This window comes from Enterobacter sp. SM3 (genome assembly GCF_009811935.2).
Classification (GTDB): Bacteria; Pseudomonadota; Gammaproteobacteria; order Enterobacterales; family Enterobacteriaceae; genus Enterobacter; species Enterobacter asburiae_D.
Genome location: NZ_CP099971.1, coordinates 4395032 through 4420335 on the forward strand (window position 1 = coordinate 4395032; position 25304 = coordinate 4420335).

Genomic DNA, 25304 nt, shown 5'->3' on the forward strand with positions numbered 1-25304 from the left:
GTCCCCCCGGATACAAGGATCATCGTGTCTAAAACACTACGAATTATCTTCGCGGGAACTCCTGATTTTGCAGCGCGTCATCTTGACGCGCTGTTATCTTCTGGTCACCAGGTTGTTGGCGTCTTTACCCAGCCTGACCGTCCGGCAGGTCGCGGCAAAAAACTGATGCCGAGCCCAGTAAAGGTGCTGGCAGAAGAGCATGGGCTACCCGTTTTCCAGCCCGCATCGTTACGCCCACAGGAAAATCAGCAGCTGGTTGCTGACCTGAATGCCGACGTAATGGTGGTGGTGGCTTACGGTTTAATTTTGCCGAAAGCTGTACTCGATATGCCTCGCCTGGGGTGCATCAACGTGCATGGGTCTCTGCTCCCGCGCTGGCGTGGTGCTGCACCTATCCAGCGCTCGCTGTGGGCAGGTGATGTCGAAACGGGCGTTACCATTATGAAGATGGACGTAGGTTTAGACACCGGCGATATGCTGTATAAACTGGCCTGCCCCATTACGTCAGACGATACCAGCGCCACGCTGTATGACAAACTGGCAGACCTCGGTCCACAAGGGCTTATCGAGACGCTCCAGCAGCTGGCTGACAATACGGCGAAACCGGAAGTTCAGGATGAGGCACTGGTGACGTATGCCGAAAAACTGAGCAAAGAAGAAGCGCGGATCGACTGGTCCCTGTCAGCCGCTCAACTTGAACGCTGCATTCGCGCTTTTAATCCGTGGCCAATGAGCTGGATGGAGATTGATGAACAGCCGGTGAAAGTCTGGAAAGCTTCCGTCATTAGCGGTACTACCACCGCTGAACCCGGTACGATTGTTGACGCCAACAAGAACGGGATCCAGGTGGCGACTGCGCAAGGGATACTGAATCTTGAATCGCTACAACCGGCCGGTAAGAAGGCCATGAGCGCCCAGGATCTGTTAAATTCCCGTCGCGAATGGTTTATTCCGGGCAATCGTCTTGCCTGAGCAAATTTATCCTTAAGGCCCGGTGTTTCCGGGCATTTTTATTTTTACGGTTATGAAAAAACAAAATCTACGCAGTATGGCGGCTCAGGCCGTTGAGCAGGTTATCGAGCAGGGCCAGTCATTAAGTAACGTCCTGCCTCCACTGCAACAAAAAGTCTCAGATAAAGACAAAGCCCTGCTTCAGGAGCTCTGTTTTGGCGTTCTGCGCACGCTTTCTCAGCTTGAGTGGTTGATTAACAAGCTGATGTCACGCCCAATGACAGGCAAGCAGCGCACCGTACACTATTTGATTATGGTGGGTTTTTATCAGCTTCTTCATACCCGCATCCCACCTCATGCCGCGCTGGCTGAGACGGTGGAAGGTGCCGTTGCGATTAAACGCCCTCAGCTGAAAGGGCTGATCAACGGCGTACTGCGTCAGTTCCAGAGACAGCAGGAAGAGCTTCTGGCTGAATTTACCCAAAGCGAAGCACGTTTTCTGCATCCGGACTGGCTGTTGAAGCGCCTGAAAAAAGCTTATCCACAGCAGTGGCAGGAGATTGCCGATGCCAACAACCAGCGTCCGCCAATGTGGTTACGCGTGAATCGAAATCACCACACCCGTGACGCATGGCTGGCATTGCTTGAAGAAGCTGGAATGAGTGGATTCCCGCATGACGCCTATCCGGATGCTGTACGCCTGGCCTCACCGGCACCGGTGCATGCATTACCCGGTTTTGATGAAGGCTGGGTAACCGTACAGGATGCCTCGGCTCAGGGCTGCATGGCCTGGCTTGAACCCAAAAATGGTGAGCAGATCCTCGATCTGTGCGCCGCGCCTGGGGGCAAAACGACGCATATTCTTGAAGTGGCTCCGCAGGCCAACGTGATGGCAGTGGACGTCGATGAACAGCGTCTTTCACGCGTCTACGACAACCTTAAACGTCTGGGCATGAAGGCTCAGGTTAAGCAAGGCGATGGACGCAAACCCGCAGAATGGTGTGGTGAAACACAATTCGATCGCATTTTGCTGGACGCCCCCTGCTCTGCAACCGGTGTTATTCGTCGTCATCCGGACATCAAGTGGCTACGCCGCGATCGTGATATTAAGGAACTTGCCCAACTGCAATCCGACATTCTCGACGCCATTTGGTCACATCTTAAACCTGGCGGAACGCTGGTCTATGCAACCTGCTCCGTCCTGCCGGAAGAAAACAGCGAGCAAATCGCGGCCTTCCTTAAACGTACCCCGGGCGCCGCGCTGCGCGATACGGGAACGCCTGAATCCCCGGGTCTGCAGAACCTGCCGGGTGCTGAAGAGGGTGATGGCTTCTTTTACGCTAAGCTAATCAAAGAGTGATGTTGAGAACAGGTCACGAGATATGAAGATTATCATTCTGGGTGCAGGACAGGTGGGCGGAACGCTGGCTGAAAACCTGGTTGGCGAAAACAACGACATCACAATTGTTGATACCAACGGCGATCGTCTGCGTGTCTTACAGGACAAGTTTGACCTGCGCGTGGTGCAGGGTCATGGTTCGCACCCACGCGTTCTTCGTGAGGCGGGTGCCGACGATGCCGACATGCTGGTTGCGGTAACCAGTTCTGACGAAACCAACATGGTGGCCTGTCAGGTGGCCTACTCGCTTTTCAACACGCCAAACCGAATCGCGCGTATTCGCTCTCCGGACTATGTTCGCGATGCTGAGAAACTGTTTAATTCCGAAGCGGTCCCGATTGACCATCTCATCGCGCCAGAACAGCTGGTTATCGACAATATCTATCGCCTGATCGAATATCCGGGCGCCCTGCAGGTGGTGAACTTTGCCGAGGGTAAAGTGAGCCTGGCAGTGGTTAAGGCCTATTACGGTGGACCATTGATCGGTAATGCGCTTTCCACCATGCGCGAGCACATGCCGCATATCGATACGCGCGTCGCAGCCATCTTCCGTCACGACAGGCCAATCCGCCCGCAAGGTTCCACGATTGTCGAAGCAGGTGATGAGGTCTTCTTTATTGCTGCCTCACAGCATATTCGTGCGGTGATGAGTGAACTCCAGCGTCTCGAAAAACCCTATAAACGCATTATGCTGGTCGGCGGCGGCAATATTGGTGCAGGTCTGGCACATCGGTTAGAAAAAGATTACAGCGTGAAGCTGATCGAGCGCGATCAACAGCGTGCTGCTGAACTGGCGGAAAAACTGCAAAATACGATCGTATTTTATGGCGATGCGTCGGATCAGGAGCTGCTGGCTGAAGAGCATATTGATCAAGTTGATCTCTTTATTGCCGTCACCAACGACGACGAGGCGAATATAATGTCCGCCATGCTCGCCAAACGTATGGGAGCAAAAAAGGTCATGGTGCTTATCCAGCGCAAGGCGTATGTCGATCTGGTCCAGGGCAGCGTTATTGATATTGCCATTTCACCGCAGCAGGCAACAATTTCCGCGCTCCTGAGCCATGTTCGTAAAGCGGATATTGTCGGTGTGTCATCGCTCCGCCGCGGCGTAGCGGAAGCCATAGAAGCTGTTGCTCACGGAGATGAAACCACATCACGCGTCGTGGGCCGGTCGATCGACGAAATTAAGCTGCCGCCAGGCACGATTATCGGCGCCGTTGTACGCGGGAATGACGTCATGATTGCCAATGACAATTTACGTATTGAACAGGGCGATCACGTTATTATGTTCCTTACCGATAAAAAGTTTATTACCGACGTCGAACGTTTATTCCAGCCAAGTCCATTCTTCCTTTAAAGAGTTGGGTGCTCGAGTAAGAGCACCCGTACTTTATCCTTTTCATTTCTGTGCCTTTTATTTTTCATAACGTTTAATTATCCCGAATGGCAATTGGCTAATCATTTGTTAAACTTATACTCGTCAGCTGGCACAAGGAGAGAACAATGAGTTTTATTAAAGAATTTCGCGAATTTGCGATGCGCGGGAACGTGGTGGATTTGGCAGTGGGTGTCATTATTGGTGCAGCATTCGGCAAGATTGTTTCATCATTAGTGGCCGACATTATCATGCCACCTTTAGGGTTGTTAATCGGGGGCATTGATTTCAAACAATTCGCTTTCACACTTCGTGAAGCGCAGGGTGATGTTCCGGCAGTAGTAATGCACTACGGCGTATTTATTCAGAACGTATTTGATTTTGTGATTGTCGCGTTTGCCATTTTTATGGCTATCAAGCTGATCAACAGGCTCAACCGTAAAAAAGAAGAGCCGGCTGCTGCACCTGCACCAACGAAAGAAGAAGTGCTGCTGAGTGAGATCCGCGATCTGTTAAAAGAGCAGAATAACCGCGTATAATCAACAGATAAAAGCAGGAAGGCCAGTGGTAAATAAGCGATTCGCTTGCTTGCCACTGGCCTCCCAGTTACCCCGTTTTTCATGTTTGTCTTTACGCAAATAACTTCCTTTCCCTTTTTTATTCTTCTCAACGCGCTGCCTGAATAACGGGTCGTGAAGTAACGCCTCAATGGCATTATCCTTTATTTGTCCTTTCGTGTGCTGATAGCGGCTCATAATGTCTCCAGAGCAGGGTTTATGACGACGGGAGTCTAGACCCGGATGAACTAAAAATCAACAGCCCTGTTTTTCTCCACTCGCTCCCTGTTCAAGGGCTTCGAGAATTGAACAGTAAATACTGCTGTGGGCCGTCCCGCAGCAGGCATCATTCAGCCTTTGCAGAGAGCGCTGCATGGTTTGCAATTCCTGAATGCGTGCTTCCACTTCATCCAGCCGGGACTGCACAATGCTTTTAGATTCCTGGCAGGTGTGATGTTCCGGATCGATGCGGATCGATAATAACTCGCGGATCGAATCCAGCGTGAAGCCGAGCTGACGCGCATAACGAATAAACCGCAGTCGCTGCAGATCGTTATCGGTATAAAGGCGAAAGCCCCCTTCAGTACGAACTTCATGATCGATCATCTGCTGCTTTTCGTAATATCGGATGGTATCCGGCGTGACGTTCGCAAGCTTCGCAAGTTCACCGATACGGTACATAACTACTCCTCGTTTATTTTCTGCATCAATCTTTCACCGTACTCACCGCGAAGGAAATCAGTATTCATCCCAGCCTGGCGCAGCTTGAGTTCAAGCAGGGCGAGGCGGCGGCTAAGTTCAGAGTATCGCGGATCGTCATGGCGGATCCCATTGAGAAGATCGGCCAGTTCTACAGCCTCTCTGCGCTGTTCGAGCTCAGGAGGGAGACAGCCGGCATTTTTCAGTAAACGGTATCCTGCACGCAGTTCAGGCGCGATGTGCGAATCATCGTCAAGCACAAGGGGTTCGCCGCTACCCGGAAGATCGTCGAATTCACCTTTTCTTTGGGCATCGCGAATATGGCGTTCTGCCCACTGGTCGAGCAACCACATTACCAGCTCCGTGGGATGAACAAAATTGATACAGACATTGTAGAGAAGTAGGGGTATCGCGGATATAAAAAAACCCGCCGAAGCGGGTTTTTTTACGTTACTGCAGATTACTCTGCAGCAGCTTCTGCTTTCTCTGAACGATCAACCAGCTCGATGTAAGCCATCGGCGCGTTGTCGCCTGCACGGAAACCACACTTCAGAATGCGAGTGTAACCACCGGCACGGCTCGCGAAACGCGGGCCCAGTTCGTTAAACAGTTTTGCCACGATCTCGTTATCACGAGTACGGGCGAATGCCAGACGACGATTAGCAACGCTGTCAGTCTTGGCAAGAGTAATCAGCGGCTCAACTACGCGACGCAGCTCTTTCGCTTTAGGCAGGGTCGTCTTGATGATCTCATGACGAACCAGTGAACCTGCCATGTTGCGGAACATAGCCTGGCGATGGCTGCTGTTGCGGTTCAGTTGACGACCACTCTTACGATGGCGCATGACCTTATCCTTCTCAGTAAAACCTTAACCTGTGATCCGGTTACTCGTCAGCAATGCTTGCCGGTGGCCAGTTTTCCAGGCGCATGCCCAGAGACAGACCACGTGAAGCCAGCACGTCTTTAATCTCAGTAAGAGATTTTTTACCCAGGTTCGGCGTTTTCAGCAACTCAACCTCGGTACGCTGTACCAGATCACCGATATAGTGGATAGCTTCTGCCTTGAGGCAGTTAGCAGAGCGGACAGTCAATTCGAGATCGTCAACAGGGCGCAGCAGGATCGGATCGAATTCTGGTTTCTCTTCTTTCACTTCCGGCTGACGTACATCACGTAAGTCAACGAAAGCTTCCAGTTGTTCTGCCAGGATGGTTGCCGCACGACGAATCGCCTCTTCAGGATCGATTGTGCCGTTGGTTTCCATTTCGATGACCAGCTTGTCCAGGTCGGTACGCTGTTCTACACGCGCTGCTTCAACATTGTAGGCAATACGCTCTACAGGGCTATAGCATGCGTCGACCAGCAGACGGCCGATTGGGCGCTCATCTTCTTCCGAATGAATTCGGGCAGAAGCCGGCACATAACCACGACCGCGCTGAACTTTGATACGCATGCTAATAGCTGCGTTCTCATCGGTCAGGTGGCAGATCACGTGCTGCGGCTTGACGATTTCAACATCACCGTCGTGGGTGATGTCGGCTGCAGTCACAGGGCCAATGCCAGATTTATTCAGAGTAAGAATAACTTCATCTTTACCCTGAACTCTCACCGCCAGCCCTTTCAGGTTGAGCAGGATTTCAAGGATATCTTCCTGAACGCCTTCTTTGGTGCTGTACTCATGAAGTACACCATCAATCTCAACCTCGGTCACCGCGCAACCCGGCATCGATGAGAGCAGAATACGGCGCAGTGCGTTACCCAGAGTATGGCCAAAGCCACGCTCTAAAGGCTCAAGGGTCACCTTGGCGTGCGTCGAACTCACTTGCTCGATATCTACCAGGCGCGGTTTTAGAAACTCTGTCACAGAACCCTGCATTGTGTCCTCTCTTTGGTACTAAGCTTTACTTGGAGTAAAGCTCGACGATCAGGTGTTCGTTAATGTCCGCAGACAGATCAGAACGTTCCGGCTGACGCTTGAACGTACCTTCCATCTTGCCAGCATCAACTTCCAGCCAGGTTGGCTTTTCACGCTGCTCAGCCAGCTCCAGAGCGGCCTTCACGCGAGATTGCTTTTTCGCTTTCTCACGAATGCTAACAACGTCATTCGCTTTAACCTGATAAGAAGCGATGTTAACAACACGACCGTTTACCATGATTGCTTTGTGGCTAACCAGCTGACGTGATTCAGCACGAGTAGCGCCGAAGCCCATACGGTATACAACGTTGTCCAGACGACCTTCCAGCAGAGCCAGCAGGTTTTCACCTGTGTTGCCTTTCAGACGTGCTGCTTCTTTATAGTAGTTACGGAACTGACGCTCCAGCACACCGTACATACGGCGAACTTTTTGCTTTTCACGCAACTGCACACCATAGTCAGACAGACGCGGTTTACGCGCACCGTGCTGGCCAGGAGCTTGTTCAATTTTACACTTGGTATCGATCGCGCGAACGCCAGACTTAAGGAATAAGTCGGTGCCCTCACGACGGCTCAGCTTGAGCTTAGGACCCAAATATCTTGCCATTTTCTATCTCCAACTAACCTAAAAAACGGAGCGTTATACGCGACGTTTTTTCGGCGGACGACAACCGTTATGAGGGATCGGAGTCACATCAGTAATATTCGTGATGCGGAAACCAGCGGCGTTCAGAGCGCGAACAGTAGATTCACGACCCGGACCCGGACCTTTAACCATAACTTCCAGATTCTTGATGCCGTATTCTTTTACGGCTTCTGCGCAACGCTCTGCTGCAACCTGAGCTGCGAACGGAGTGGATTTGCGAGAACCACGGAAACCGGAACCACCGGCTGTTGCCCAACCCAATGCGTTACCCTGACGATCAGTAATAGTAACGATGGTGTTGTTGAAAGAAGCATGGATATGAGCCACGCCGTCAGAGACTTGTTTTCTTACACGTTTACGTGCACGAACTGGTGCCTTTGCCATTATTCAATCACCCCGATTATTTCTTGATCGGTTTGCGCGGACCCTTACGGGTACGTGCGTTGGTCTTAGTACGCTGACCGCGCACTGGCAGACCACGACGATGACGCAAACCGCGATAGCAACCAAGATCCATCAGGCGCTTGATGCTCATGCTGATTTCACGGCGCAGATCACCTTCAACGACAAATTTGGCAACTTCGTCACGCAGCGTGTCGATTTGTTCTTCAGACAGCTCACTGATCTTAACATCTTCAGCGATACCCGCTGCAGCCAGAATGGCTTTAGAACGGGTCTTGCCGACGCCGTAGATCGAAGTTAATGCGATCACAGCATGTTTCTGATCAGGAATGTTAATGCCTGCTATACGGGCCACTATGCACTCCTACTATTTAATATGTACGCACCATGCTGAAAAGCCCGTTTTCAGGATACTCAAATGGAAACGTACAGACATACAAAAGATTGGCTGGCTAATCTAGCCAGCTCAACCCAACTTTGCAAGAAAAATATGCGAAATAATCAGCCTTGGCGCTGTTTATGCTTCGGCTCGGCACTGCAAATCACACGGATGACACCATCACGCTTAACGATTTTGCAGTTACGGCATAATTTCTTGACGGAAGCACGAACTTTCATTTTTACTCTCCGTAACTTCTCAGGCGACCATTTAGCGGCCGTAGCCTTTCAGGTTCGCCTTCTTCAATGCAGACTCATACTGACTGGACATCATCAGAGTTTGCACTTGAGCCATAAAGTCCATAATCACGACAACAACGATAAGCAGTGAGGTCCCACCGAAGTAGAACGGTACTTTCATTGCATCACGCATGAACTCCGGGATCAGGCAGATAAAAGTAATATAAAGCGCACCAACCAAAGTCAGGCGAGTCATTACTTTATCGATATACTTCGCCGTTTGCTCTCCCGGACGAATTCCTGGTACAAATGCACCGGACTTCTTCAGGTTATCTGCTGTTTCACGCGGGTTGAAGACCAACGCCGTGTAGAAGAAACAGAAGAAGATGATCGCAGACGCATAGAGTAACACATAAAGTGGTTGCCCAGGCTGCAAATACAGCGAAATTGTTGTCAGCCAGTTCCAACCAGTACCGCCCCCGAACCATGACGCGATGGTTGCCGGGAACAGAATAATACTGGAAGCGAAGATAGCCGGGATAACCCCCGCCATGTTCACTTTCAGCGGTAAATGTGTGCTCTGTGCAGCATAGACACGACGACCCTGCTGACGTTTAGCGTAGTTCACCACAATGCGGCGTTGACCACGTTCAACGAAGACAACAAAGAACGTCACTGCAAATACTAATACTGCAACCAACAGCAACAGGAGGAAGTGCAGGTCGCCTTGACGCGCTTGCTCGATAGTATGGGCGATGGCTGGCGGGAGGCCCGCAACAATACCGGCGAAGATAATGATTGAGATACCGTTACCGATACCACGCTCAGTAATCTGTTCGCCGAGCCACATCAGGAACATTGTCCCTGTGACCAGACTTACAACAGCGGTGAAGTAGAATGCAAAGCCCGGGTTTAACACCAGGCCCTGCATACCAGGCATATTCGGCAGACCGGTAGCAATACCGATCGACTGGAATATTGCCAGCACCAGAGTACCGTAACGGGTGTACTGACTAATCTTACGACGTCCAGACTCCCCTTCTTTCTTCAACTCTGCCAGGGCCGGATGAACGACCGTCAGCAGCTGGATAATAATAGATGCCGAAATGTACGGCATAATACCCAATGCGAAGATAGAAGCACGGCTGAGAGCACCACCAGAGAACATGTTGAACATTTCAATGATGGTGCCTCGCTGTTGCTCAAGCAGTTTGGCAAGTACAGCGGCATCGATACCAGGGATCGGAATAAAAGAGCCAATACGGAACACAATCAGCGCGCCGATAACAAACAGCAGTCTGCGTTTCAGCTCGCCAAATCCACCTTTGGCACTTTGAAAATCTAATCCCGGTTGCTTAGCCATCTGCTACTTATTCCTCAATTTTACCGCCAGCAGCTTCGATAGCAGCACGAGCACCTTTAGTAACACGCAGGCCACGAACAGTTACCGGAGTAGAAACTTCACCAGCCAGGATCACTTTCGCGAACTCGATCTGGATACCGATAATGTTTGCTGCTTTCAGCGTGTTCAGGTCTACAACGCCGCCTTCAACTTTCGCCAGGTCAGACAGACGGATTTCCGCTGTGATCGCTGCTTTGCGAGAGGTGAAGCCGAACTTCGGCAGACGACGGTACAGTGGCATCTGGCCACCCTCGAAACCGCGACGTACGCCACCGCCAGAACGAGAGTTCTGACCTTTGTGACCACGACCACCGGTTTTGCCGAGGCCAGAACCGATACCACGACCCAGGCGTTTACCCGCCTTTTTAGAGCCTTCGGCCGGAGACAGAGTATTTAAACGCATCTCTTACTCCTCAACTTTAACCATGAAGTAAACCGCGTTGACCATACCACGAACAGCGGGAGTATCCTCGCGCTCAACGGTATGACCAATACGACGCAGACCCAGGCCAAGCAGCGTTGCCTTGTGTTTCGGCAGACGACCGATTGCACTGCGGGTTTGAGTGATTTTAATAGTCTTTGCCATGGTCAATTACCCCAGAATTTCTTCAACGGATTTACCACGCTTGGCAGCGACCATTTCTGGAGAATTCATATTTTCCAGGCCATCAATAGTTGCACGAACCACGTTGATCGGGTTGGTGGAACCATATGCTTTGGCCAGAACGTTATGAACCCCAGCAACTTCCAGAACGGCGCGCATTGCACCACCGGCGATGATACCGGTACCTTCTGAAGCTGGCTGCATGAATACACGAGAACCCGTGTGAACACCTTTAACTGGGTGCTGCAGGGTGCCGTTGTTCAGCGCGACGTTAATCATATTGCGACGGGCTTTTTCCATCGCTTTCTGGATCGCTGCTGGAACTTCACGCGCTTTACCGTAACCAAAACCAACGCGACCGTTACCATCGCCTACTACAGTCAGAGCTGTGAAGGAGAAAATACGACCACCTTTAACGGTTTTAGATACGCGGTTTACCGCGATCAGCTTTTCCTGCAGTTCGCCAGCCTGTTTTTCGATGTGAGCCATCTTACACCTCTACCTTAGAACTGAAGGCCAGCTTCACGGGCAGCATCTGCCAGTGCCTGGACACGACCATGATATTGGAACCCGGAACGGTCAAAGGAAACATTGCTGATGCCTTTTTCCAGAGCGCGTTCTGCAACAGCTTTACCTACAGCTGCAGCGGCGTCTTTGTTACCGGTGTACTTCAATTGTTCTGAGATAGCTTTTTCTACAGTAGAAGCAGCTACCAGAACTTCAGAACCGTTCGGTGCAATTACCTGTGCGTAAATATGACGCGGGGTACGATGTACCACCAGGCGAGTTGCACCCAGCTCTTTGAGCTTGCGGCGTGCGCGGGTCGCACGACGGATACGAGCAGATTTCTTATCCATAGTGTTACCTTACTTCTTCTTAGCCTCTTTGGTACGCACGACTTCGTCGGCGTAACGAACACCCTTGCCTTTGTAAGGCTCAGGACGACGGTAGGCGCGCAGATCTGCTGCAACCTGACCGATCAGCTGTTTATCAGCGCCTTTCAGCACGATTTCAGTTTGAGTCGGACATTCTGCAGTGATACCGGCCGGCAGCGGATGCTCAACAGGGTGTGAGAAGCCCAGAGACAGGCCTACTGCATTCCCTTTGATAGCTGCACGATAACCTACACCAACCAGCTGAAGCTTTTTAGTGAAGCCTTCGGTAACACCAACAACCATTGAGTTCAGCAGGGCACGCGCGGTACCAGCCTGAGCCCATCCATCCACGAAACCATCACGTGGACCGAAGGTCAGAGCGTTATCTGCATGTTTAACTTCAACAGCTTTGTTGAGGGTACGAGTCAGCTCGCCGTTTTTACCTTTGATCGTAATAACCTGACCGTCGATTTTTACATCAACGCCGGCAGGAATAACGACCGGTGCTTTAGCAACACGAGACATTCTTTCCTCCGATTAGGCTACGTAGCAGATAATTTCGCCACCAAGACCAGCCTGGCGCGCTGCACGATCAGTCATAACACCTTTAGAGGTAGAAACAACTGCGATACCAAGACCAGCCATAACTTTCGGCAGCTCATCTTTTTTCTTATAGATGCGCAGACCTGGGCGGCTGACACGCTGAATGCTTTCTACAACAGCTTTACCCTGGAAATACTTGAGAGTAAGTTCCAGTTCCGGCTTGGTGTCGCCTTCAACTTTAAAATCTTCGATAAAACCTTCTTCCTTCAGCACGTTGGCAATTGCCACTTTCAGCTTGGCGGAAGGCATGGTGACCGCAACTTTGTTCGCGGCCTGACCGTTACGGATACGGGTCAGCATATCCGCGATCGGATCTTGCATGCTCATCTGTCTTTACTCCCGTGATTCAATTGGTAATTACCAGCTAGCCTTTTTCAAGCCTGGCACTTCACCGCGCATAGCGGCTTCACGCAGTTTGATACGGCTCAACCCAAACTTGCCCACATAACCATGTGGACGACCTGTTTGACGACAGCGGTTACGCTGACGAGACGGGCTGGAATCACGCGGCAGAGACTGCAGCTTGAGAACCGCATTCCAACGATCTTCGTCGGAAGCGTTCACATCAGAAATGATCGCTTTCAGTTCAGCGCGTTTAGCGAAGAATTTATCAGCTAAAGCTACGCGCTTTACTTCGCGTGCTTTCATTGATTGCTTAGCCATTCAGTAACCCTACCTTACTTGCGGAACGGGAAGTCAAAGGCAGCCAGCAGAGCACGGCCTTCTTCGTCAGATTTCGCAGTAGTGGTAATGGTAATATCCAAACCACGCACGCGGTCGACTTTATCGTAGTCGATTTCTGGGAAGATGATCTGCTCACGGACACCCATGCTGTAGTTACCACGACCGTCGAAAGACTTAGCGGACAAGCCACGGAAGTCACGGATACGTGGAACAGCAATAGTGATCAGGCGCTCAAAGAACTCCCACATGCGTTCGCCACGCAGAGTTACTTTACAGCCGATCGGATAGCCCTGACGGATTTTGAAGCCTGCAACAGATTTGCGTGCTTTGGTGATCAGCGGTTTTTGACCGGAGATTGCTGTCAGGTCAGCTGCTGCGTTATCCAGCAGTTTCTTGTCAGCGATCGCTTCACCAACACCCATGTTCAGGGTGATCTTCTCGACCCGAGGGACTTGCATGACAGAATTGTAGTTAAACTCAGTCATGAGTTTGTTAACTACTTCGTCTTTGTAGTAATCATGCAGTTTCGCCATCGTACTACTCCAAATTACTTGATAGTTTCGCTGTTAGACTTGAAGAAACGGACTTTTTTGCCGTCTTCGAATCTAAAGCCTACACGGTCAGCCTTGCCGGTAGCCGCATTGAAGATTGCAACGTTAGAAACCTGAATAGCAGCTTCTTTTTCAACGATGCCACCTGGTTGGTTCAGGGCCGGAACCGGCTTCTGATGTTTCTTAACCAGGTTGATACCTTCAACGACAAGTTTGCCGGAAGACAGAACATTTTTTACTTTACCGCGTTTACCTTTATCTTTACCGGTTAACACGATAACTTCGTCATCACGACGGATTTTCGCTGCCATGATTCGCTCCTTAGAGTACTTCTGGTGCCAGAGAGATAATTTTCATGAACTTCTCAGTACGAAGTTCACGAGTTACCGGCCCAAAGATACGCGTGCCGATAGGCTGCTCGCTGTTATTGTTTAAAATAACGCATGCATTACCATCGAAGCGAATGACAGAACCGTCAGGGCGACGAACACCCTTCTTGGTGCGCACCACTACCGCCTTCAGCACATCACCTTTTTTGACCTTACCACGTGGAATTGCTTCCTTGATGGTGATCTTGATGATGTCGCCTACGCCTGCGTAGCGACGGTGCGAGCCACCCAGAACCTTGATACACATTACGCGACGTGCACCGGAGTTGTCGGCGACGTTCAGCATAGTCTGTTCTTGGATCATTTTAGTGCTCCGCTAATGTCAACTACTACCTGAGACTCTAAAATCAGAGCCGTTAAAAAGCCCCATATCGAGGGCGCGGCATTATAACACCGCTTCTGCAATATGGGTAGAAAAAATAAACGGCTCATCGCTGAGCCGTTTATTCGTATTGAGAAGGCGTACTGTATTACAGAACCGCTTTCTCTACAACGCGAACCAGCGTCCAGGACTTAGTCTTGGACAGTGGACGGCATTCACGGATTTCAACCTTGTCGCCGATACCACATTCGTTGTTCTCGTCATGTACGTGCAGTTTGGTCGTACGCTTGATGAATTTACCGTAGATCGGGTGTTTCACAATGCGTTCGATAGCTACAACAATGGATTTCTCCATTTTGTCGCTAACAACACGACCTTGCAGAGTACGGATTTTATCGGTCATTACGCACCCGCCTTCTGAGTCAGTAAAGTCTTAACGCGTGCAACATTGCGACGCACTTGCTTCAGCAGGTGAGTCTGTTGCAGCTGGCCACTTGCAGCCTGCATACGCAGGTTGAACTGCTCACGCAGCAGGTTCAGCAGCTCAGCGTTCAGCTCTTCAACGCTTTTTTCACGCAGCTCTTTTGCTTTCATTACATCACCGTCTTAGTTACAAAGGTGGTTTTGATAGGCAGTTTCGCTGCTGCCAGGCCGAAGGCTTCACGGGCCAGCTCTTCCGGAACACCGTCCATTTCATAAAGGACTTTGCCCGGTTGGATCAAGGCAACCCAGTACTCCACGTTACCTTTACCTTTACCCATACGAACTTCCAGCGGCTTCTCGGTGATCGGTTTGTCCGGGAATACACGGATCCAGATCTTACCTTGACGCTTAACTGCACGGGTCATTGCACGACGTGCTGCTTCGATCTGACGTGCAGTCAGACGACCACGGCCAACAGCTTTCAGACCGAAAGTGCCGAAGCTAACATCCGTACCCTGCGCCAGACCACGGTTGCGGCCTTTGTGCACTTTACGGAATTTTGTACGCTTTGGTTGTAACATCAGCGACGCTCCTTATTTACGGCCTTTACGCTGCTGCTTTTTAGGTTGAGCAGCCGGTTTTTCCGGTTGTTCAACAGCAGCCATACCACCCAGGATCTCACCTTTGAAGATCCATACCTTAACGCCGATTACACCGTAAGTGGTGTGCGCTTCAGAGGTGTTGTAGTCGATGTCAGCACGCAGAGTGTGCAGCGGTACGCGACCTTCGCGGTACCATTCGGTACGTGCGATTTCCGCGCCGCCCAGACGGCCGCTAACTTCAACTTTGATACCTTTAGCGCCCAGACGCATTGCGTTCTGTACAGCACGCTTCATAGCACGACGGAACATAACACGACGTTCCAGCTGTGAAGTGATGCTGTCAGCAACCAATTTAGCGTCCAGTTCAGGCTTACGAACTTCAGCGATATTGATCTGTGCAGGAACGCCAGCGATATCCGCTACGACCTTGCGCAGTTTTTCTACGTCTTCGCCTTTCTTACCGATAACGATGCCAGGGCGAGCAGTGTGAATAGTCACACGGATGCTCTTCGCTGGACGCTCGATAACGATACGAGATACAGACGCTTTAGCCAGTTCCTTAGTCAGGTACTGACGTACTTTAAAATCGCTGTCCAGGTTGTCAGCGAATTCTTTGGTGTTCGCAAACCAGGTAGAGTTCCATGGTTTTACAATACCCAGGCGAATACCATTAGGATGTACTTTCTGACCCATTGCTAGTCTCCAGAGTCTCAGCGATCGGACACAACCACAGTAATGTGGCTGGTGCGCTTCAGGATGCGATCTGCACGACCTTTCGCACGCGGCATAATGCGCTTCATGCTTGGGCCTTCATCTACGAAAATTTTCGCGACTTTCAGATCGTCGATGTCAGCGCCATCGTTGTGTTCAGCGTTAGCAATGGCAGATTCCAGTACTTTCTTGACCAATACCGCAGCTTTCTTGTTGGTATAGGTCAGGATGTCCAGGGCCTGCGACACTTTCTTACCGCGAATCAGGTCAGCAACAAGGCGAACCTTCTGAGCAGAAGAACGAGCATGGCGATGTTGAGCTAAAGTTTCCATCTCTTCCTCCTACCTTATTTCTTCTTCGCTTTTTTATCAGCAGCGTGGCCGCGATAAGTACGAGTCGGTGCGAATTCACCCAGTTTGTGACCAACCATTTCGTCGGTAACAAAGACTGGAACGTGCTGACGACCATTATGGACAGCGATGGTCAAACCGATCATGTTAGGAAAGATCGTTGAACGACGGGACCAAGTGCGCAGGGGCTTCTTGTCTCCGCTTTCCACCGCTTTCTCTACCTTCTTCAGCAAGTGCAGGTCAATAAAAGGACCTTTCTTGAGAGAACGTGGCATGGCTTATCCTCTAAAATTATTTGCTACGGCGACGTACGATAAATTTATCAGTACGCTTGTTGCTGCGGGTCTTCTTACCTTTGGTCTGAACGCCCCACGGAGTTACCGGGTGCTTACCAAAGTTACGACCTTCACCACCACCATGTGGGTGGTCGACTGGGTTCATCGCAGTACCGCGAACGGTAGGACGAACACCACGCCAGCGTGCAGCACCTGCTTTACCCAGAACGCGCAGCATATGCTCAGCATTGCCAACTTCGCCCAGAGTAGCGCGGCAGTCTGCTTCGACTTTACGCATTTCACCAGAACGCAGACGCAGGGTGACATAAGCACCATCACGAGCAACGATCTGAACGTAAGTACCAGCGGAACGTGCCAGCTGACCGCCTTTACCTGGTTTCATTTCTACGTTATGAACGGTAGAACCAACCGGGATATTGCGCATCGGCAGGGTGTTGCCTGCTTTGATTGCAGCATCAACGCCAGACTGAATCTGGTCGCCAGCTTTCAGGCCTTTAGGGGCCAGGATGTAACGGCGTTCACCGTCTTTGTACAGAACCAGCGCGATGTTCGCGGAACGGTTCGGATCGTACTCAAGACGTTCAACAACTGCTGGGATACCGTCTTTGTTGCGTTTGAAGTCAACAATACGATAAGCCTGCTTGTGGCCACCACCGATGTGACGAGTGGTGATACGGCCATTGTTGTTACGACCACCGGATTTGCTGTTTTTTTCCAGCAACGGAGCAAAAGGTTTGCCCTTGTGCAGCTCAGGGTTAACCACTTTAACTACGTGGCGACGACCCGGAGATGTCGGTTTACATTTAACAACTGCCATTGTATTACTCCTCCGACTTACTCAGCGCCGCCAACGAAGTCCAGATTCTGGCCTTCTTTCAGGGTGACGTAAGCTTTTTTCCAGTCGCTACGACGACCGATACGCTGTCCGTGACGTTTAACTTTCCCTTTAACTACCAGGGTGTTAACGACTTCGACTTCGACTTCAAACAGTTTCTGCACAGCAGCTTTGATCTCTGCTTTGGTCGCGTCTTTAGCAACTTTGAGAACGATGGTGTTTGTTTTTTCCATCGCAGTAGACGCTTTTTCAGAAACGTGCGGTGCGCGAAGCACCTTCAGCAGACGTTCTTCACGAATCATGCCAGCATCTCCTCAACTTGCTTAACAGCATCAGCAGTCATTACGACTTTGTCGAAGGCGATCAGGCTAACCGGGTCGATACCAGTCGCATCGCGTACGTCAACCTTGTGCAGGTTACGTGCGGCCAGGAACAGGTTCTCGTCCAGCTCACCGGTGATGATCAGCACATCTTCCAGAGCCATGTCTTTCAGTTTCTGTGCCAGCAGCTTAGTTTTAGGCGCTTCAACAGAGAACTTCTCGACAACGATCAGACGATCCTGACGTACCAGTTCGGACAGGATGCTTTTCAGCGCGCCGCGGTACATCTTTTTGTTAACTTTTTGACTGTGGTCCTGTGGACGCGCAGCGAAGGTCACGCCACCTGAACGCCAGATCGGGCTCTTGATAGAACCTGAACGCGCACGGCCGGTACCTTTCTGGCGCCATGGCTTTTTGCCAGAACCAGTTACTTCAGCACGAGTCTTCTGAGCACGAGTACCCTGACGAGCACCAGCTGCATAAGCAACAACAACCTGGTGAACCAGCGCTTCGTTGAAATCACGACCGAAGGTAGTTTCGGAAACAGTCAGCGCGCTCTGCGCGTCTTTCAATACTAATTCCATTGCTATCCCCTTACGCCTTCACAGCTGGTTTAACGATCAGGTCGCTACCGGTTGCACCCGGAACTGCACCTTTAACCAGCAGCAGGTTGCGCTCAGCGTCAACACGTACTACGTCCAGGCTCTGAACGGTCACACGTTCGTTACCCAGCTGACCTGCCATTTTCTTGCCTTTGAACACTTTGCCCGGAGTCTGGTTCTGACCGATAGAACCCGGAACGCGGTGAGACAAGGAGTTACCGTGGGTAGCGTCCTGGGTACGGAAGTTCCAGCGCTTAACGGTACCAGCAAAACCTTTACCTTTAGAGGTACCGGTTACGTCAACTTTTTTAACGTCAGCAAACAGCTCAACGCTAATGTCCTGACCTACGGTGAACTCTTCGCCTTCAGCAAGACGGAATTCCCACAGACCACGGCCAGCTTCTACGCCAGCTTTAGCGAAGTGACCCGCTTCTGGTTTGGTTACACGGTTAGCTTTTTTAGCACCAGTGGTCACCTGAACAGCGCGGTAGCCATCGTTAGCCAGATCTTTAACCTGGGTAACGCGGTTTGCTTCAACTTCGATTACGGTTACTGGGATTGAAACGCCATCTTCAGTGAAGATGCGGGTCATGCCCACTTTTTTACCGACTAAACCAATCATTGTATCAACCTCTCAATCGCTCGATGACCTGATTAACCCAGGCTGATCTGCACGTCTACACCGGCAGCCAGATCCAGACGCATCAGAGCATCAACGGTTTTCTCAGTTGGCTCAACGATGTCAACCAGACGCTTGTGAGTGCGGATTTCGTACTGATCGCGCGCGTCTTTGTTGACGTGCGGGGAGATCAGAACGGTGAAGCGCTCTTTGCGGGTCGGCAGCGGGATCGGACCACGGACTTGCGCACCAGTGCGCTTAGCAGTCTCGACGATTTCCGCGGTTGATTGATCGATCAGACGATGATCAAACGCTTTAAGGCGGATACGGATTCTTTGGTTCTGCATGAGACCAGAGCTCCAATTATTTTATAAACGAAAATGATTACTCCTCAAACCCATTACGATTGATGGGAGAGTGTAACCGTTCTTACGTAGCTCCCCAATTGGGAGCATTGTTGAGTAACAAAGTGAGCTACTCTGGTTCAGATTGAACCCGCCGTCAATTACGACAAGCCCGCGCATTATACGTAAATCTGGGCAAGACGCAAGTGCCGTTTAGAAATTAAGCGCCTGAGGCGCAGTATGCGTAAGGGCGCGCAACTTTTTACGCAATGTATCCCTTCTCAATGCTTTGTCTCGAGCCCCTACGCAATTGTCGTTTTTGTCGATTGCCGGCCAGGCCGATTATAACGAGTATGCGCTCAAACCCTTTCGAGACCATTTCCATGCTAACCACCCTCCCCTTTTTGCTGATCTATTTTTCGCTGACGGCCTTTCTTGTCCGTGCAGATATTCGCTACGGACTGCTTCCCGATAAATTTCTCTGCCCGCTGCTATGGACGGGCCTGCTCTTTCAGCTCTGTATCCATCCTGATTTTCTGCCGAGTGCGGTGGTGGGTGCGATGGCCGGATATATCGGTTTTGCCGTTATCTACTGGGGATATCGGTTTATCTGCCGGCGTGAAGGGATGGGATATGGCGATGTAAAATACCTGGCGGCGCTTGGCGCGTGGCATGGCTGGTGCATACTGCCTACGCTGGCGTTACTCGCTGCGCTTATGGCGCTACTTAGCATTCTTGTGTCTTCGTTTCTCACCCCTGATAAAGGGGCATTAAAAAACCCACTGCCTTTTGGGCCATTTCTGGCAGCAGCGGGTTTATGCGTAGGCTGGAAGACGGTGGTTACTCTTCCACTTTAATCTGCGACTGAAGGTAGTTCTGCAGGCCGATTTTAGCAATCAGATCCAGCTCCGTTTCCAGCCAGTCAATGTGGCCTTCTTCATCGGCCAGGATCTGGATCATCATATCCCGACTGACGTAGTCATGTACGCTGTCTGCGTAGGCAATGGCTTCACGGAGATCTTTGGCGCCTTCCAGCTCCAGCCTGAGGTCGGAACGCAGCATCTCTTCGACATCTTCTCCGATGCCCAGCTTTCCGAGGTCCTGCAGGTTTGGAATGCCTTCAAGGAATAAAATACGCTCGATATATTTATCAGCGTGCTTCATTTCATCGATCGATTCATGGTACTCAACGTCGTTCAGACGTTTAAGCCCCCAGTTTTTGAACATTCTCGCGTGAAGAAAGTACTGGTTAATTGCGACAAGCTCATTTCCCAATAATTTATTGAGATAACTTATGATTTTAACATCACCTTTCATTATATAGTCCCTCCGCTTCCACTCATTGAAGCGTAGATCGGGCTACAGGGATGTCAAAAAAAAGATGCGCGCTTACGCGATCTCTTTGTATTCCGGGATCTGCATCAATTCGTCCTGCATGATCTCTCGCGCAGCACGTACGCATTTACCGCATTGATTTCCCACCGGAACAAATTTGCGTAGCTGCTGAAATGACTGAGGCTGAAACTGGCGAACGGCCTGACGTATTTTCTTGTCGCTTACACCATTACATAAACAAACGTACATAGAGACTCCCGTTCAAATTATGCGCAAAGTGTAAGTGAGAATGGTTATGATTACAATAGCACAAGCGCCACAATACGGGGCGGGAGCAGGCAAAAAATGCGAAATTTTGTGACAGTGCCTGAACGGCAGAAAACAAAAAAGGACGCCGAAGCGTCCTTTTTTTATTCAGGGATAATTAATTAGCCCAGAACTTTAGCAACAACGCCCGCGCCAACGGTACGGCCGCCTTCACGGATTGCGAAACGCAGACCGTCGTCCATCGCGATTGGGTGGATCAGAGTCACAACCATCTTGATGTTGTCGCCTGGCATTACCATCTCAACGCCTTCTGGCAGTTCGATGGTACCGGTCACGTCAGTTGTACGGAAGTAGAACTGTGGACGGTAGCCTTTGAAGAACGGAGTATGACGGCCGCCTTCGTCTTTGGACAGGATGTACACTTCAGATTCGAACTTGGTGTGTGGCTTGATTGAGCCTGGCTTCGCCAGAACCTGACCACGTTCGATTTCTTCACGTTTGATACCACGCAGCAGAACACCAACGTTCTCACCAGCACGGCCTTCGTCCAGCAGTTTGCGGAACATTTCAACGCCAGTACAGGTAGACTTCGCAGTCTCTTTGATACCAACGATTTCAACTTCTTCGCCAACTTTGATGATACCGCGCTCTACACGACCGGTAACAACGGTACCACGACCGGAGATGGAAAATACGTCTTCGATTGGCAGCAGGAATGGCTTGTCAATCGCACGCTCTGGTTCTGGGATGTAAGAATCCAGGAAGCCAGCCAGTTCGATGATTTTCGCTTCCCACTCTGCTTCGCCTTCCAGCGCTTTCAGAGCAGAACCACGAACGATTGGAGTATCGTCGCCTGGGAAATCGTACTGAGACAGCAGTTCACGAACTTCCATCTCTACCAGTTCCAGCAGCTCTTCATCATCAACCATGTCGCATTTGTTCAGGAACACGATGATGAAAGGAACGCCTACCTGACGACCCAGCAGGATGTGCTCACGAGTCTGAGGCATTGGGCCGTCAGTCGCAGCAACAACCAGGATCGCGCCGTCCATCTGCGCAGCACCGGTGATCATGTTTTTAACATAGTCGGCGTGGCCTGGGCAGTCTACGTGTGCGTAGTGGCGAGTCGGGGTGTCATATTCAACGTGGGAAGTGTTGATAGTGATACCACGTGCTTTTTCTTCTGGTGCGTTATCGATCTGGTCGAATGCACGAGCAGAACCACCGTAGGTTTTAGCCAGAACGGTAGTGATTGCAGCAGTCAGGGTAGTTTTACCATGGTCAACGTGGCCGATAGTACCAACGTTGACGTGCGGTTTTGTACGTTCAAATTTTTCTTTAGACACGGCTATATTCCTTACTATAGTGCTCTCCCCTGTGGAGAGAGCACGGGACTTAGGTTTTAATCCTGTGGATTACTTACCACGGGCTTCAATAACGGCCTGAGCAACGTTGTTAGGCGCATCATCATACTTCAGGAATTCCATGGTGTATGATGCACGACCTTTGGTCAGAGAACGCAGCTGAGTTGCATATCCGAACATTTCAGACAGCGGAACTTCAGCGTGGATCTTAACGCCAGTTACTTCGGATTCCTGACCACGCAGCATACCGCGACGACGGCTCAAGTCACCGATAACGTCACCGGTGTTCTCTTCAGGAGTTTCTACTTCAACCTTCATGATTGGCTCAAGCAGAACTGGTTTTGCTTTCTTAAAGCCTTCTTTAAAGGCAATAGACGCAGCCAGTTTAAACGCCAGTTCAGAGGAGTCAACGTCGTGGTAAGAACCGAAGTGCAGACGAACACCCATGTCAACAACCGGATAGCCAGCCAGAGGGCCCGCTTTCAGCTGTTCCTGAATGCCTTTATCAACGGCTGGGATGTATTCGCCAGGAATTACACCACCTTTGATGTCGTTGATGAACTCGTAACCTTTCGGGTTAGAGCCCGGCTCCAGTGGGTACATGTCGATCACAACGTGACCGTACTGACCGCGACCACCAGACTGCTTAGCGTGTTTACCTTCAACATCGGTAACTTTCGCGCGAATCGCTTCGCGGTAAGCAACCTGAGGTTTACCCACGTTCGCTTCAACGTTGAATTCACGCTTCATACGGTCAACGATGATGTCCAGGTGCAGTTCACCCATACCAGCGATGATGGTCTGGTTAGATTCTTCATCAGTCCATACGCGGAATGATGGGTCTTCTTTCGCCAGACGGCCCAGAGCCAGACCCATTTTTTCCTGGTCAGCTTTGGTTTTTGGTTCAACTGCGATGGAGATTACCGGCTCAGGGAATTCCATACGCTCCAGAATGATCGGGTGATCCGGGTCACACAGGGTGTCACCAGTGGTCACGTCTTTCAGACCGATAGCTGCAGCGATGTCGCCCGCACGAACTTCTTTGATCTCTTCACGTTTGTTAGCGTGCATCTGTACGATACGGCCAAAACGTTCACGCGCCGCTTTCACGGAGTTCAGGATGGTGTCACCGGAGTTAACCACACCAGAGTAAACGCGGAAGAAGGTCAGGTTACCCACGAATGGGTCGGTAGCGATTTTGAACGCCAGTGCAGAGAATGGCTCTTCGTCGCTTGCGTGACGTTCTGCTGGAGTATCTTTACCGTCGTCCAGGATGCCGTTGATCGCAGGAACGTCAACCGGGGATGGCAGGTAGTCAACTACCGCATCCAGCATTGCCTGAACACCTTTGTTCTTGAACGCAGAACCACAGGTTACCAGGATGATTTCGTTGTTCAGAACGCGCTGACGCAGAGCTTTTTTGATCTCTTCTTCAGTCAGTTCTTCACCACCCAGGTATTTCTCCATCAGCTCTTCAGAAGCTTCAGCAGCGGATTCGATCAGGTTCTGGTGCCATTCGTCAGCCAGGTCCTGCATTTCAGCCGGGATATCTTCGTATTCGAAGGTAACGCCCTGGTCTGCATCGTTCCAGTTGATGGCTTTCATTTTCACCAGGTCGATAACGCCGGTGAAGCCTTCTTCAGCACCAATTGCCAGCTGCAGCGGAACAGGGTTCGCGCCCAGACGGGTTTTGATCTGACCAACAACTTTCAGGAAGTTAGCACCCATACGGTCCATTTTGTTAACGAACGCGATGCGTGGAACTTTATATTTGTTCGCCTGACGCCATACGGTTTCAGACTGTGGCTGAACACCACCAACTGCGCAATAAACCATTACCGCGCCGTCAAGAACACGCATGGAACGTTCTACTTCGATGGTGAAGTCAACGTGCCCTGGGGTGTCGATGATGTTTACGCGATGCGGTTCGTACTGCTTAGCCATACCTGACCAGAATGCAGTAGTCGCTGCGGAGGTGATAGTAATACCACGCTCCTGCTCCTGTTCCATCCAGTCCATGGTGGCTGCGCCGTCATGAACTTCACCGATTTTGTGGTTTACACCGGTGTAGAACAGAATACGTTCGGTAGTAGTGGTTTTACCGGCGTCGATGTGCGCACTGATACCGATGTTACGGTAGCGTGCGATGGGTGTTGTACGAGCCATTTGATTCCTCGTTTATATCTTTAGGCGTTCAGTTAAGTTACCCAGAGCGGGCGGCTTCTCTGAAGCGCCCGCCTGGTGACTAATACTCCGAAGGGATTACCAACGGTAGTGTGCGAACGCCTTGTTGGCTTCTGCCATACGGTGAACGTCTTCACGTTTCTTAACTGCAGTACCTTTGTTGTCTGCAGCATCAGAAAGTTCGTTCGCCAGACGCAGAGCCATGGATTTATCACCGCGTTTACGAGCAGCTTCAACGATCCAACGCATTGCCAGAGCATTACGACGAACCGGACGAACTTCAACTGGAACCTGATAAGTAGAACCACCAACGCGGCGGGACTTAACTTCTACAGTTGGGCGAACGTTGTCGAGAGCGACTTCGAAAGCTTCCAGTTCATTTTTACCAGAACGCTGAGCCAGGGTCTCAAGCGCGCTGTATACGATTGCTTCTGCAGTAGATTTTTTACCATCTACCATCAGGATATTTACAAATTTTGCCAGCAGTTCTGATCCGAATTTCGGATCTGGAAGAATTTTACGCTGACCAATGACGCGACGACGTGGCATGGGAATACTCCGTTGTTAATTCAGGATTGTCCAAAACTCAAAGAGTTTAGTGTGACATTAAGATAAATCAGTTTGGCCTTACTTAACGGAGAACCATTAAGCCTTAGGACGCTTCACGCCGTACTTGGAGCGAGCCTGCTTACGGTCTTTAACACCTGAGCAGTCGAGCGCACCACGAACGGTGTGGTAACGAACACCCGGAAGGTCTTTAACACGACCGCCACGGATCAGGATCACGGAGTGTTCCTGCAGGTTGTGACCTTCACCACCGATGTAGGAAGTCACTTCGAAACCGTTAGTCAAACGCACACGGCATACTTTACGCAGTGCGGAGTTTGGTTTTTTAGGAGTGGTGGTATATACACGAGTACATACGCCACGTTTCTGCGGGCAGGCTTCCAGCGCAGGCACGTTGCTCTTTGCAACTTTGCGTGCGCGTGGTTTGCGTACCAGCTGGTTAACTGTTGCCATTAAATAGCTCCTGGTTTTAGCTTTTGCTTCGTAAACACG

General features: G+C 50.8%; 42 protein-coding genes. 5 read left to right on the forward strand and 37 right to left on the reverse strand.

What is annotated here, in order from left to right; translation table 11 throughout:
- The first annotated feature begins 24 nt into the window (after positions 1-24).
- The 4 genes from fmt (at position 25) to mscL (ending at position 4267) form a co-directional block, all read left to right on the forward strand.
- On the forward strand, positions 25-972 hold the full coding sequence (gene fmt, locus GVO84_RS20595; RefSeq protein ID WP_121426093.1) for a methionyl-tRNA formyltransferase: 948 nt from the start codon (positions 25-27) through the stop codon (positions 970-972).
- A gap of 52 nt (positions 973-1024) precedes the next feature.
- On the forward strand, positions 1025-2311 hold the full coding sequence (gene rsmB, locus GVO84_RS20600; RefSeq protein ID WP_159515034.1) for a 16S rRNA (cytosine(967)-C(5))-methyltransferase RsmB: 1287 nt from the start codon (positions 1025-1027) through the stop codon (positions 2309-2311).
- 22 nt (positions 2312-2333) lie between these two features.
- A complete protein-coding gene (gene trkA / locus GVO84_RS20605) occupies positions 2334-3710 on the forward strand; it encodes a Trk system potassium transporter TrkA (RefSeq protein ID WP_008503482.1) in 1377 nt (458 codons plus the stop codon).
- A 146-nt stretch (positions 3711-3856) separates the two neighbouring features.
- Positions 3857-4267, forward strand: coding sequence for a large-conductance mechanosensitive channel protein MscL (gene mscL / locus GVO84_RS20610; RefSeq protein WP_023309449.1), 411 nt, complete (start codon positions 3857-3859; stop codon positions 4265-4267).
- Here mscL and GVO84_RS20615 read toward each other — a convergent pair whose 3' ends face one another.
- The 31 genes from GVO84_RS20615 to rpsJ all read right to left on the reverse strand — a co-directional run bounded on the left by GVO84_RS20615 (position 4268) and on the right by rpsJ (position 19098).
- Positions 4268-4483 (reverse strand): alternative ribosome-rescue factor A, encoded by a 216-nt coding sequence (locus GVO84_RS20615; protein WP_023333665.1) that lies wholly within the window; start codon positions 4481-4483, stop codon positions 4268-4270.
- Positions 4484-4540: 57 nt separating this feature from the next.
- Positions 4541-4966, reverse strand: coding sequence for a Zn(2+)-responsive transcriptional regulator (gene zntR / locus GVO84_RS20620; RefSeq protein ID WP_063145679.1), 426 nt, complete (start codon positions 4964-4966; stop codon positions 4541-4543).
- 2 nt (positions 4967-4968) lie between these two features.
- Positions 4969-5337, reverse strand: coding sequence for a DUF1992 domain-containing protein (locus GVO84_RS20625; protein WP_159515035.1), 369 nt, complete (start codon positions 5335-5337; stop codon positions 4969-4971).
- A 107-nt stretch (positions 5338-5444) separates the two neighbouring features.
- Positions 5445-5828, reverse strand: a complete 384-nt coding sequence (gene rplQ / locus GVO84_RS20630; protein ID WP_001216368.1) for a 50S ribosomal protein L17 — start codon at positions 5826-5828, stop codon at positions 5445-5447.
- Between the two features lie 40 nt (positions 5829-5868).
- Positions 5869-6858, reverse strand: coding sequence for a DNA-directed RNA polymerase subunit alpha (locus GVO84_RS20635; protein WP_002919219.1), 990 nt, complete (start codon positions 6856-6858; stop codon positions 5869-5871).
- 25 nt (positions 6859-6883) lie between these two features.
- Positions 6884-7504, reverse strand: a complete 621-nt coding sequence (gene rpsD / locus GVO84_RS20640) for a 30S ribosomal protein S4 (protein WP_004868345.1) — start codon at positions 7502-7504, stop codon at positions 6884-6886.
- Between the two features lie 33 nt (positions 7505-7537).
- Entirely contained in the window at positions 7538-7927 is a 390-nt protein-coding gene (gene rpsK / locus GVO84_RS20645; RefSeq protein ID WP_003863312.1) for a 30S ribosomal protein S11, read from the reverse strand.
- Between the two features lie 16 nt (positions 7928-7943).
- A complete protein-coding gene (gene rpsM, locus GVO84_RS20650) occupies positions 7944-8300 on the reverse strand; it encodes a 30S ribosomal protein S13 (protein WP_003863308.1) in 357 nt (118 codons plus the stop codon).
- Between the two features lie 146 nt (positions 8301-8446).
- The gene (gene rpmJ, locus GVO84_RS20655; protein ID WP_000868187.1) at positions 8447-8563 is read right to left on the reverse strand and encodes a 50S ribosomal protein L36; all 117 of its coding nucleotides are present in this window, start codon (positions 8561-8563) and stop codon (positions 8447-8449) included.
- A 31-nt stretch (positions 8564-8594) separates the two neighbouring features.
- Positions 8595-9926, reverse strand: coding sequence for a preprotein translocase subunit SecY (gene secY / locus GVO84_RS20660; RefSeq protein ID WP_003863305.1), 1332 nt, complete (start codon positions 9924-9926; stop codon positions 8595-8597).
- 7 nt (positions 9927-9933) lie between these two features.
- Entirely contained in the window at positions 9934-10368 is a 435-nt protein-coding gene (rplO, locus tag GVO84_RS20665; protein ID WP_003863304.1) for a 50S ribosomal protein L15, read from the reverse strand.
- Between the two features lie 3 nt (positions 10369-10371).
- Positions 10372-10551, reverse strand: coding sequence for a 50S ribosomal protein L30 (gene rpmD / locus GVO84_RS20670; RefSeq protein WP_003863301.1), 180 nt, complete (start codon positions 10549-10551; stop codon positions 10372-10374).
- A gap of 6 nt (positions 10552-10557) precedes the next feature.
- Positions 10558-11058 (reverse strand): 30S ribosomal protein S5, encoded by a 501-nt coding sequence (gene rpsE, locus GVO84_RS20675; RefSeq protein WP_003863299.1) that lies wholly within the window; start codon positions 11056-11058, stop codon positions 10558-10560.
- 14 nt (positions 11059-11072) lie between these two features.
- Positions 11073-11426 (reverse strand): 50S ribosomal protein L18, encoded by a 354-nt coding sequence (rplR, locus tag GVO84_RS20680; protein ID WP_003863297.1) that lies wholly within the window; start codon positions 11424-11426, stop codon positions 11073-11075.
- 9 nt (positions 11427-11435) lie between these two features.
- Entirely contained in the window at positions 11436-11969 is a 534-nt protein-coding gene (gene rplF / locus GVO84_RS20685) for a 50S ribosomal protein L6 (protein ID WP_003863296.1), read from the reverse strand.
- A gap of 12 nt (positions 11970-11981) precedes the next feature.
- Positions 11982-12374, reverse strand: a complete 393-nt coding sequence (gene rpsH, locus GVO84_RS20690) for a 30S ribosomal protein S8 (protein ID WP_006178918.1) — start codon at positions 12372-12374, stop codon at positions 11982-11984.
- Between the two features lie 30 nt (positions 12375-12404).
- A complete protein-coding gene (gene rpsN / locus GVO84_RS20695; protein ID WP_003863291.1) occupies positions 12405-12710 on the reverse strand; it encodes a 30S ribosomal protein S14 in 306 nt (101 codons plus the stop codon).
- Between the two features lie 14 nt (positions 12711-12724).
- On the reverse strand, positions 12725-13264 hold the full coding sequence (rplE, locus tag GVO84_RS20700) for a 50S ribosomal protein L5 (protein ID WP_001096206.1): 540 nt from the start codon (positions 13262-13264) through the stop codon (positions 12725-12727).
- A 14-nt stretch (positions 13265-13278) separates the two neighbouring features.
- Positions 13279-13593 carry a 50S ribosomal protein L24 gene (gene rplX, locus GVO84_RS20705; protein WP_003863287.1) on the reverse strand — a complete coding sequence of 105 codons (315 nt, stop codon included), beginning with the start codon at positions 13591-13593 and terminating at the stop codon, positions 13279-13281.
- Between the two features lie 10 nt (positions 13594-13603).
- Positions 13604-13975: a 50S ribosomal protein L14 gene (gene rplN, locus GVO84_RS20710; RefSeq protein ID WP_002919748.1), complete on the reverse strand. Its 372-nt coding sequence runs from the start codon at positions 13973-13975 to the stop codon at positions 13604-13606.
- Between the two features lie 166 nt (positions 13976-14141).
- The gene (gene rpsQ, locus GVO84_RS20715) at positions 14142-14396 is read right to left on the reverse strand and encodes a 30S ribosomal protein S17 (protein ID WP_008503489.1); all 255 of its coding nucleotides are present in this window, start codon (positions 14394-14396) and stop codon (positions 14142-14144) included.
- The gene (gene rpmC / locus GVO84_RS20720) at positions 14396-14587 is read right to left on the reverse strand and encodes a 50S ribosomal protein L29 (protein WP_003863282.1); all 192 of its coding nucleotides are present in this window, start codon (positions 14585-14587) and stop codon (positions 14396-14398) included. The genes rpsQ and rpmC overlap by 1 nt, the downstream gene beginning before the upstream one ends.
- Positions 14587-14997 (reverse strand): 50S ribosomal protein L16, encoded by a 411-nt coding sequence (gene rplP, locus GVO84_RS20725; RefSeq protein ID WP_002919759.1) that lies wholly within the window; start codon positions 14995-14997, stop codon positions 14587-14589. The genes rpmC and rplP overlap by 1 nt, the downstream gene beginning before the upstream one ends.
- A gap of 12 nt (positions 14998-15009) precedes the next feature.
- On the reverse strand, positions 15010-15711 hold the full coding sequence (gene rpsC / locus GVO84_RS20730; RefSeq protein WP_000529945.1) for a 30S ribosomal protein S3: 702 nt from the start codon (positions 15709-15711) through the stop codon (positions 15010-15012).
- A gap of 17 nt (positions 15712-15728) precedes the next feature.
- Positions 15729-16061, reverse strand: coding sequence for a 50S ribosomal protein L22 (gene rplV, locus GVO84_RS20735; protein ID WP_002919773.1), 333 nt, complete (start codon positions 16059-16061; stop codon positions 15729-15731).
- A gap of 14 nt (positions 16062-16075) precedes the next feature.
- Positions 16076-16354, reverse strand: coding sequence for a 30S ribosomal protein S19 (gene rpsS, locus GVO84_RS20740; RefSeq protein WP_001138117.1), 279 nt, complete (start codon positions 16352-16354; stop codon positions 16076-16078).
- A 16-nt stretch (positions 16355-16370) separates the two neighbouring features.
- Entirely contained in the window at positions 16371-17192 is an 822-nt protein-coding gene (gene rplB / locus GVO84_RS20745; protein WP_000301859.1) for a 50S ribosomal protein L2, read from the reverse strand.
- A gap of 17 nt (positions 17193-17209) precedes the next feature.
- Entirely contained in the window at positions 17210-17512 is a 303-nt protein-coding gene (gene rplW, locus GVO84_RS20750) for a 50S ribosomal protein L23 (protein ID WP_000617546.1), read from the reverse strand.
- Positions 17509-18114: a 50S ribosomal protein L4 gene (gene rplD / locus GVO84_RS20755; protein ID WP_000424395.1), complete on the reverse strand. Its 606-nt coding sequence runs from the start codon at positions 18112-18114 to the stop codon at positions 17509-17511. The genes rplW and rplD overlap by 4 nt, the downstream gene beginning before the upstream one ends.
- A gap of 10 nt (positions 18115-18124) precedes the next feature.
- On the reverse strand, positions 18125-18754 hold the full coding sequence (gene rplC / locus GVO84_RS20760) for a 50S ribosomal protein L3 (RefSeq protein WP_006178923.1): 630 nt from the start codon (positions 18752-18754) through the stop codon (positions 18125-18127).
- A gap of 32 nt (positions 18755-18786) precedes the next feature.
- On the reverse strand, positions 18787-19098 hold the full coding sequence (rpsJ, locus tag GVO84_RS20765) for a 30S ribosomal protein S10 (RefSeq protein WP_001181005.1): 312 nt from the start codon (positions 19096-19098) through the stop codon (positions 18787-18789).
- A gap of 380 nt (positions 19099-19478) precedes the next feature.
- Here rpsJ and GVO84_RS20770 point away from each other — a divergent pair, with 380 nt between their 5' ends.
- Complete coding sequence (locus tag GVO84_RS20770; RefSeq protein WP_159515036.1) at positions 19479-19952, forward strand: prepilin peptidase; 474 nt, start codon at positions 19479-19481, stop codon at positions 19950-19952.
- Here the strand turns inward: GVO84_RS20770 and bfr are convergent.
- The 6 genes from bfr to rpsL all read right to left on the reverse strand — a co-directional run bounded on the left by bfr (position 19936) and on the right by rpsL (position 25265).
- Positions 19936-20412, reverse strand: coding sequence for a bacterioferritin (bfr, locus tag GVO84_RS20775; RefSeq protein WP_008503492.1), 477 nt, complete (start codon positions 20410-20412; stop codon positions 19936-19938). The two genes, GVO84_RS20770 and bfr, sit on opposite strands and share 17 nt — an antisense overlap.
- A 72-nt stretch (positions 20413-20484) precedes the next feature.
- Positions 20485-20679: a bacterioferritin-associated ferredoxin gene (gene bfd / locus GVO84_RS20780; protein WP_008503493.1), complete on the reverse strand. Its 195-nt coding sequence runs from the start codon at positions 20677-20679 to the stop codon at positions 20485-20487.
- A 179-nt stretch (positions 20680-20858) separates the two neighbouring features.
- Positions 20859-22043, reverse strand: a complete 1185-nt coding sequence (tuf, locus tag GVO84_RS20785) for an elongation factor Tu (RefSeq protein WP_014068448.1) — start codon at positions 22041-22043, stop codon at positions 20859-20861.
- A 69-nt stretch (positions 22044-22112) separates the two neighbouring features.
- Positions 22113-24227 carry an elongation factor G gene (gene fusA / locus GVO84_RS20790; protein WP_032662329.1) on the reverse strand — a complete coding sequence of 705 codons (2115 nt, stop codon included), beginning with the start codon at positions 24225-24227 and terminating at the stop codon, positions 22113-22115.
- 96 nt (positions 24228-24323) lie between these two features.
- Entirely contained in the window at positions 24324-24794 is a 471-nt protein-coding gene (rpsG, locus tag GVO84_RS20795; protein WP_004106370.1) for a 30S ribosomal protein S7, read from the reverse strand.
- Between the two features lie 96 nt (positions 24795-24890).
- On the reverse strand, positions 24891-25265 hold the full coding sequence (rpsL, locus tag GVO84_RS20800) for a 30S ribosomal protein S12 (RefSeq protein WP_000246815.1): 375 nt from the start codon (positions 25263-25265) through the stop codon (positions 24891-24893).
- Between the last annotated feature and the right edge of the window lie 39 nt (positions 25266-25304).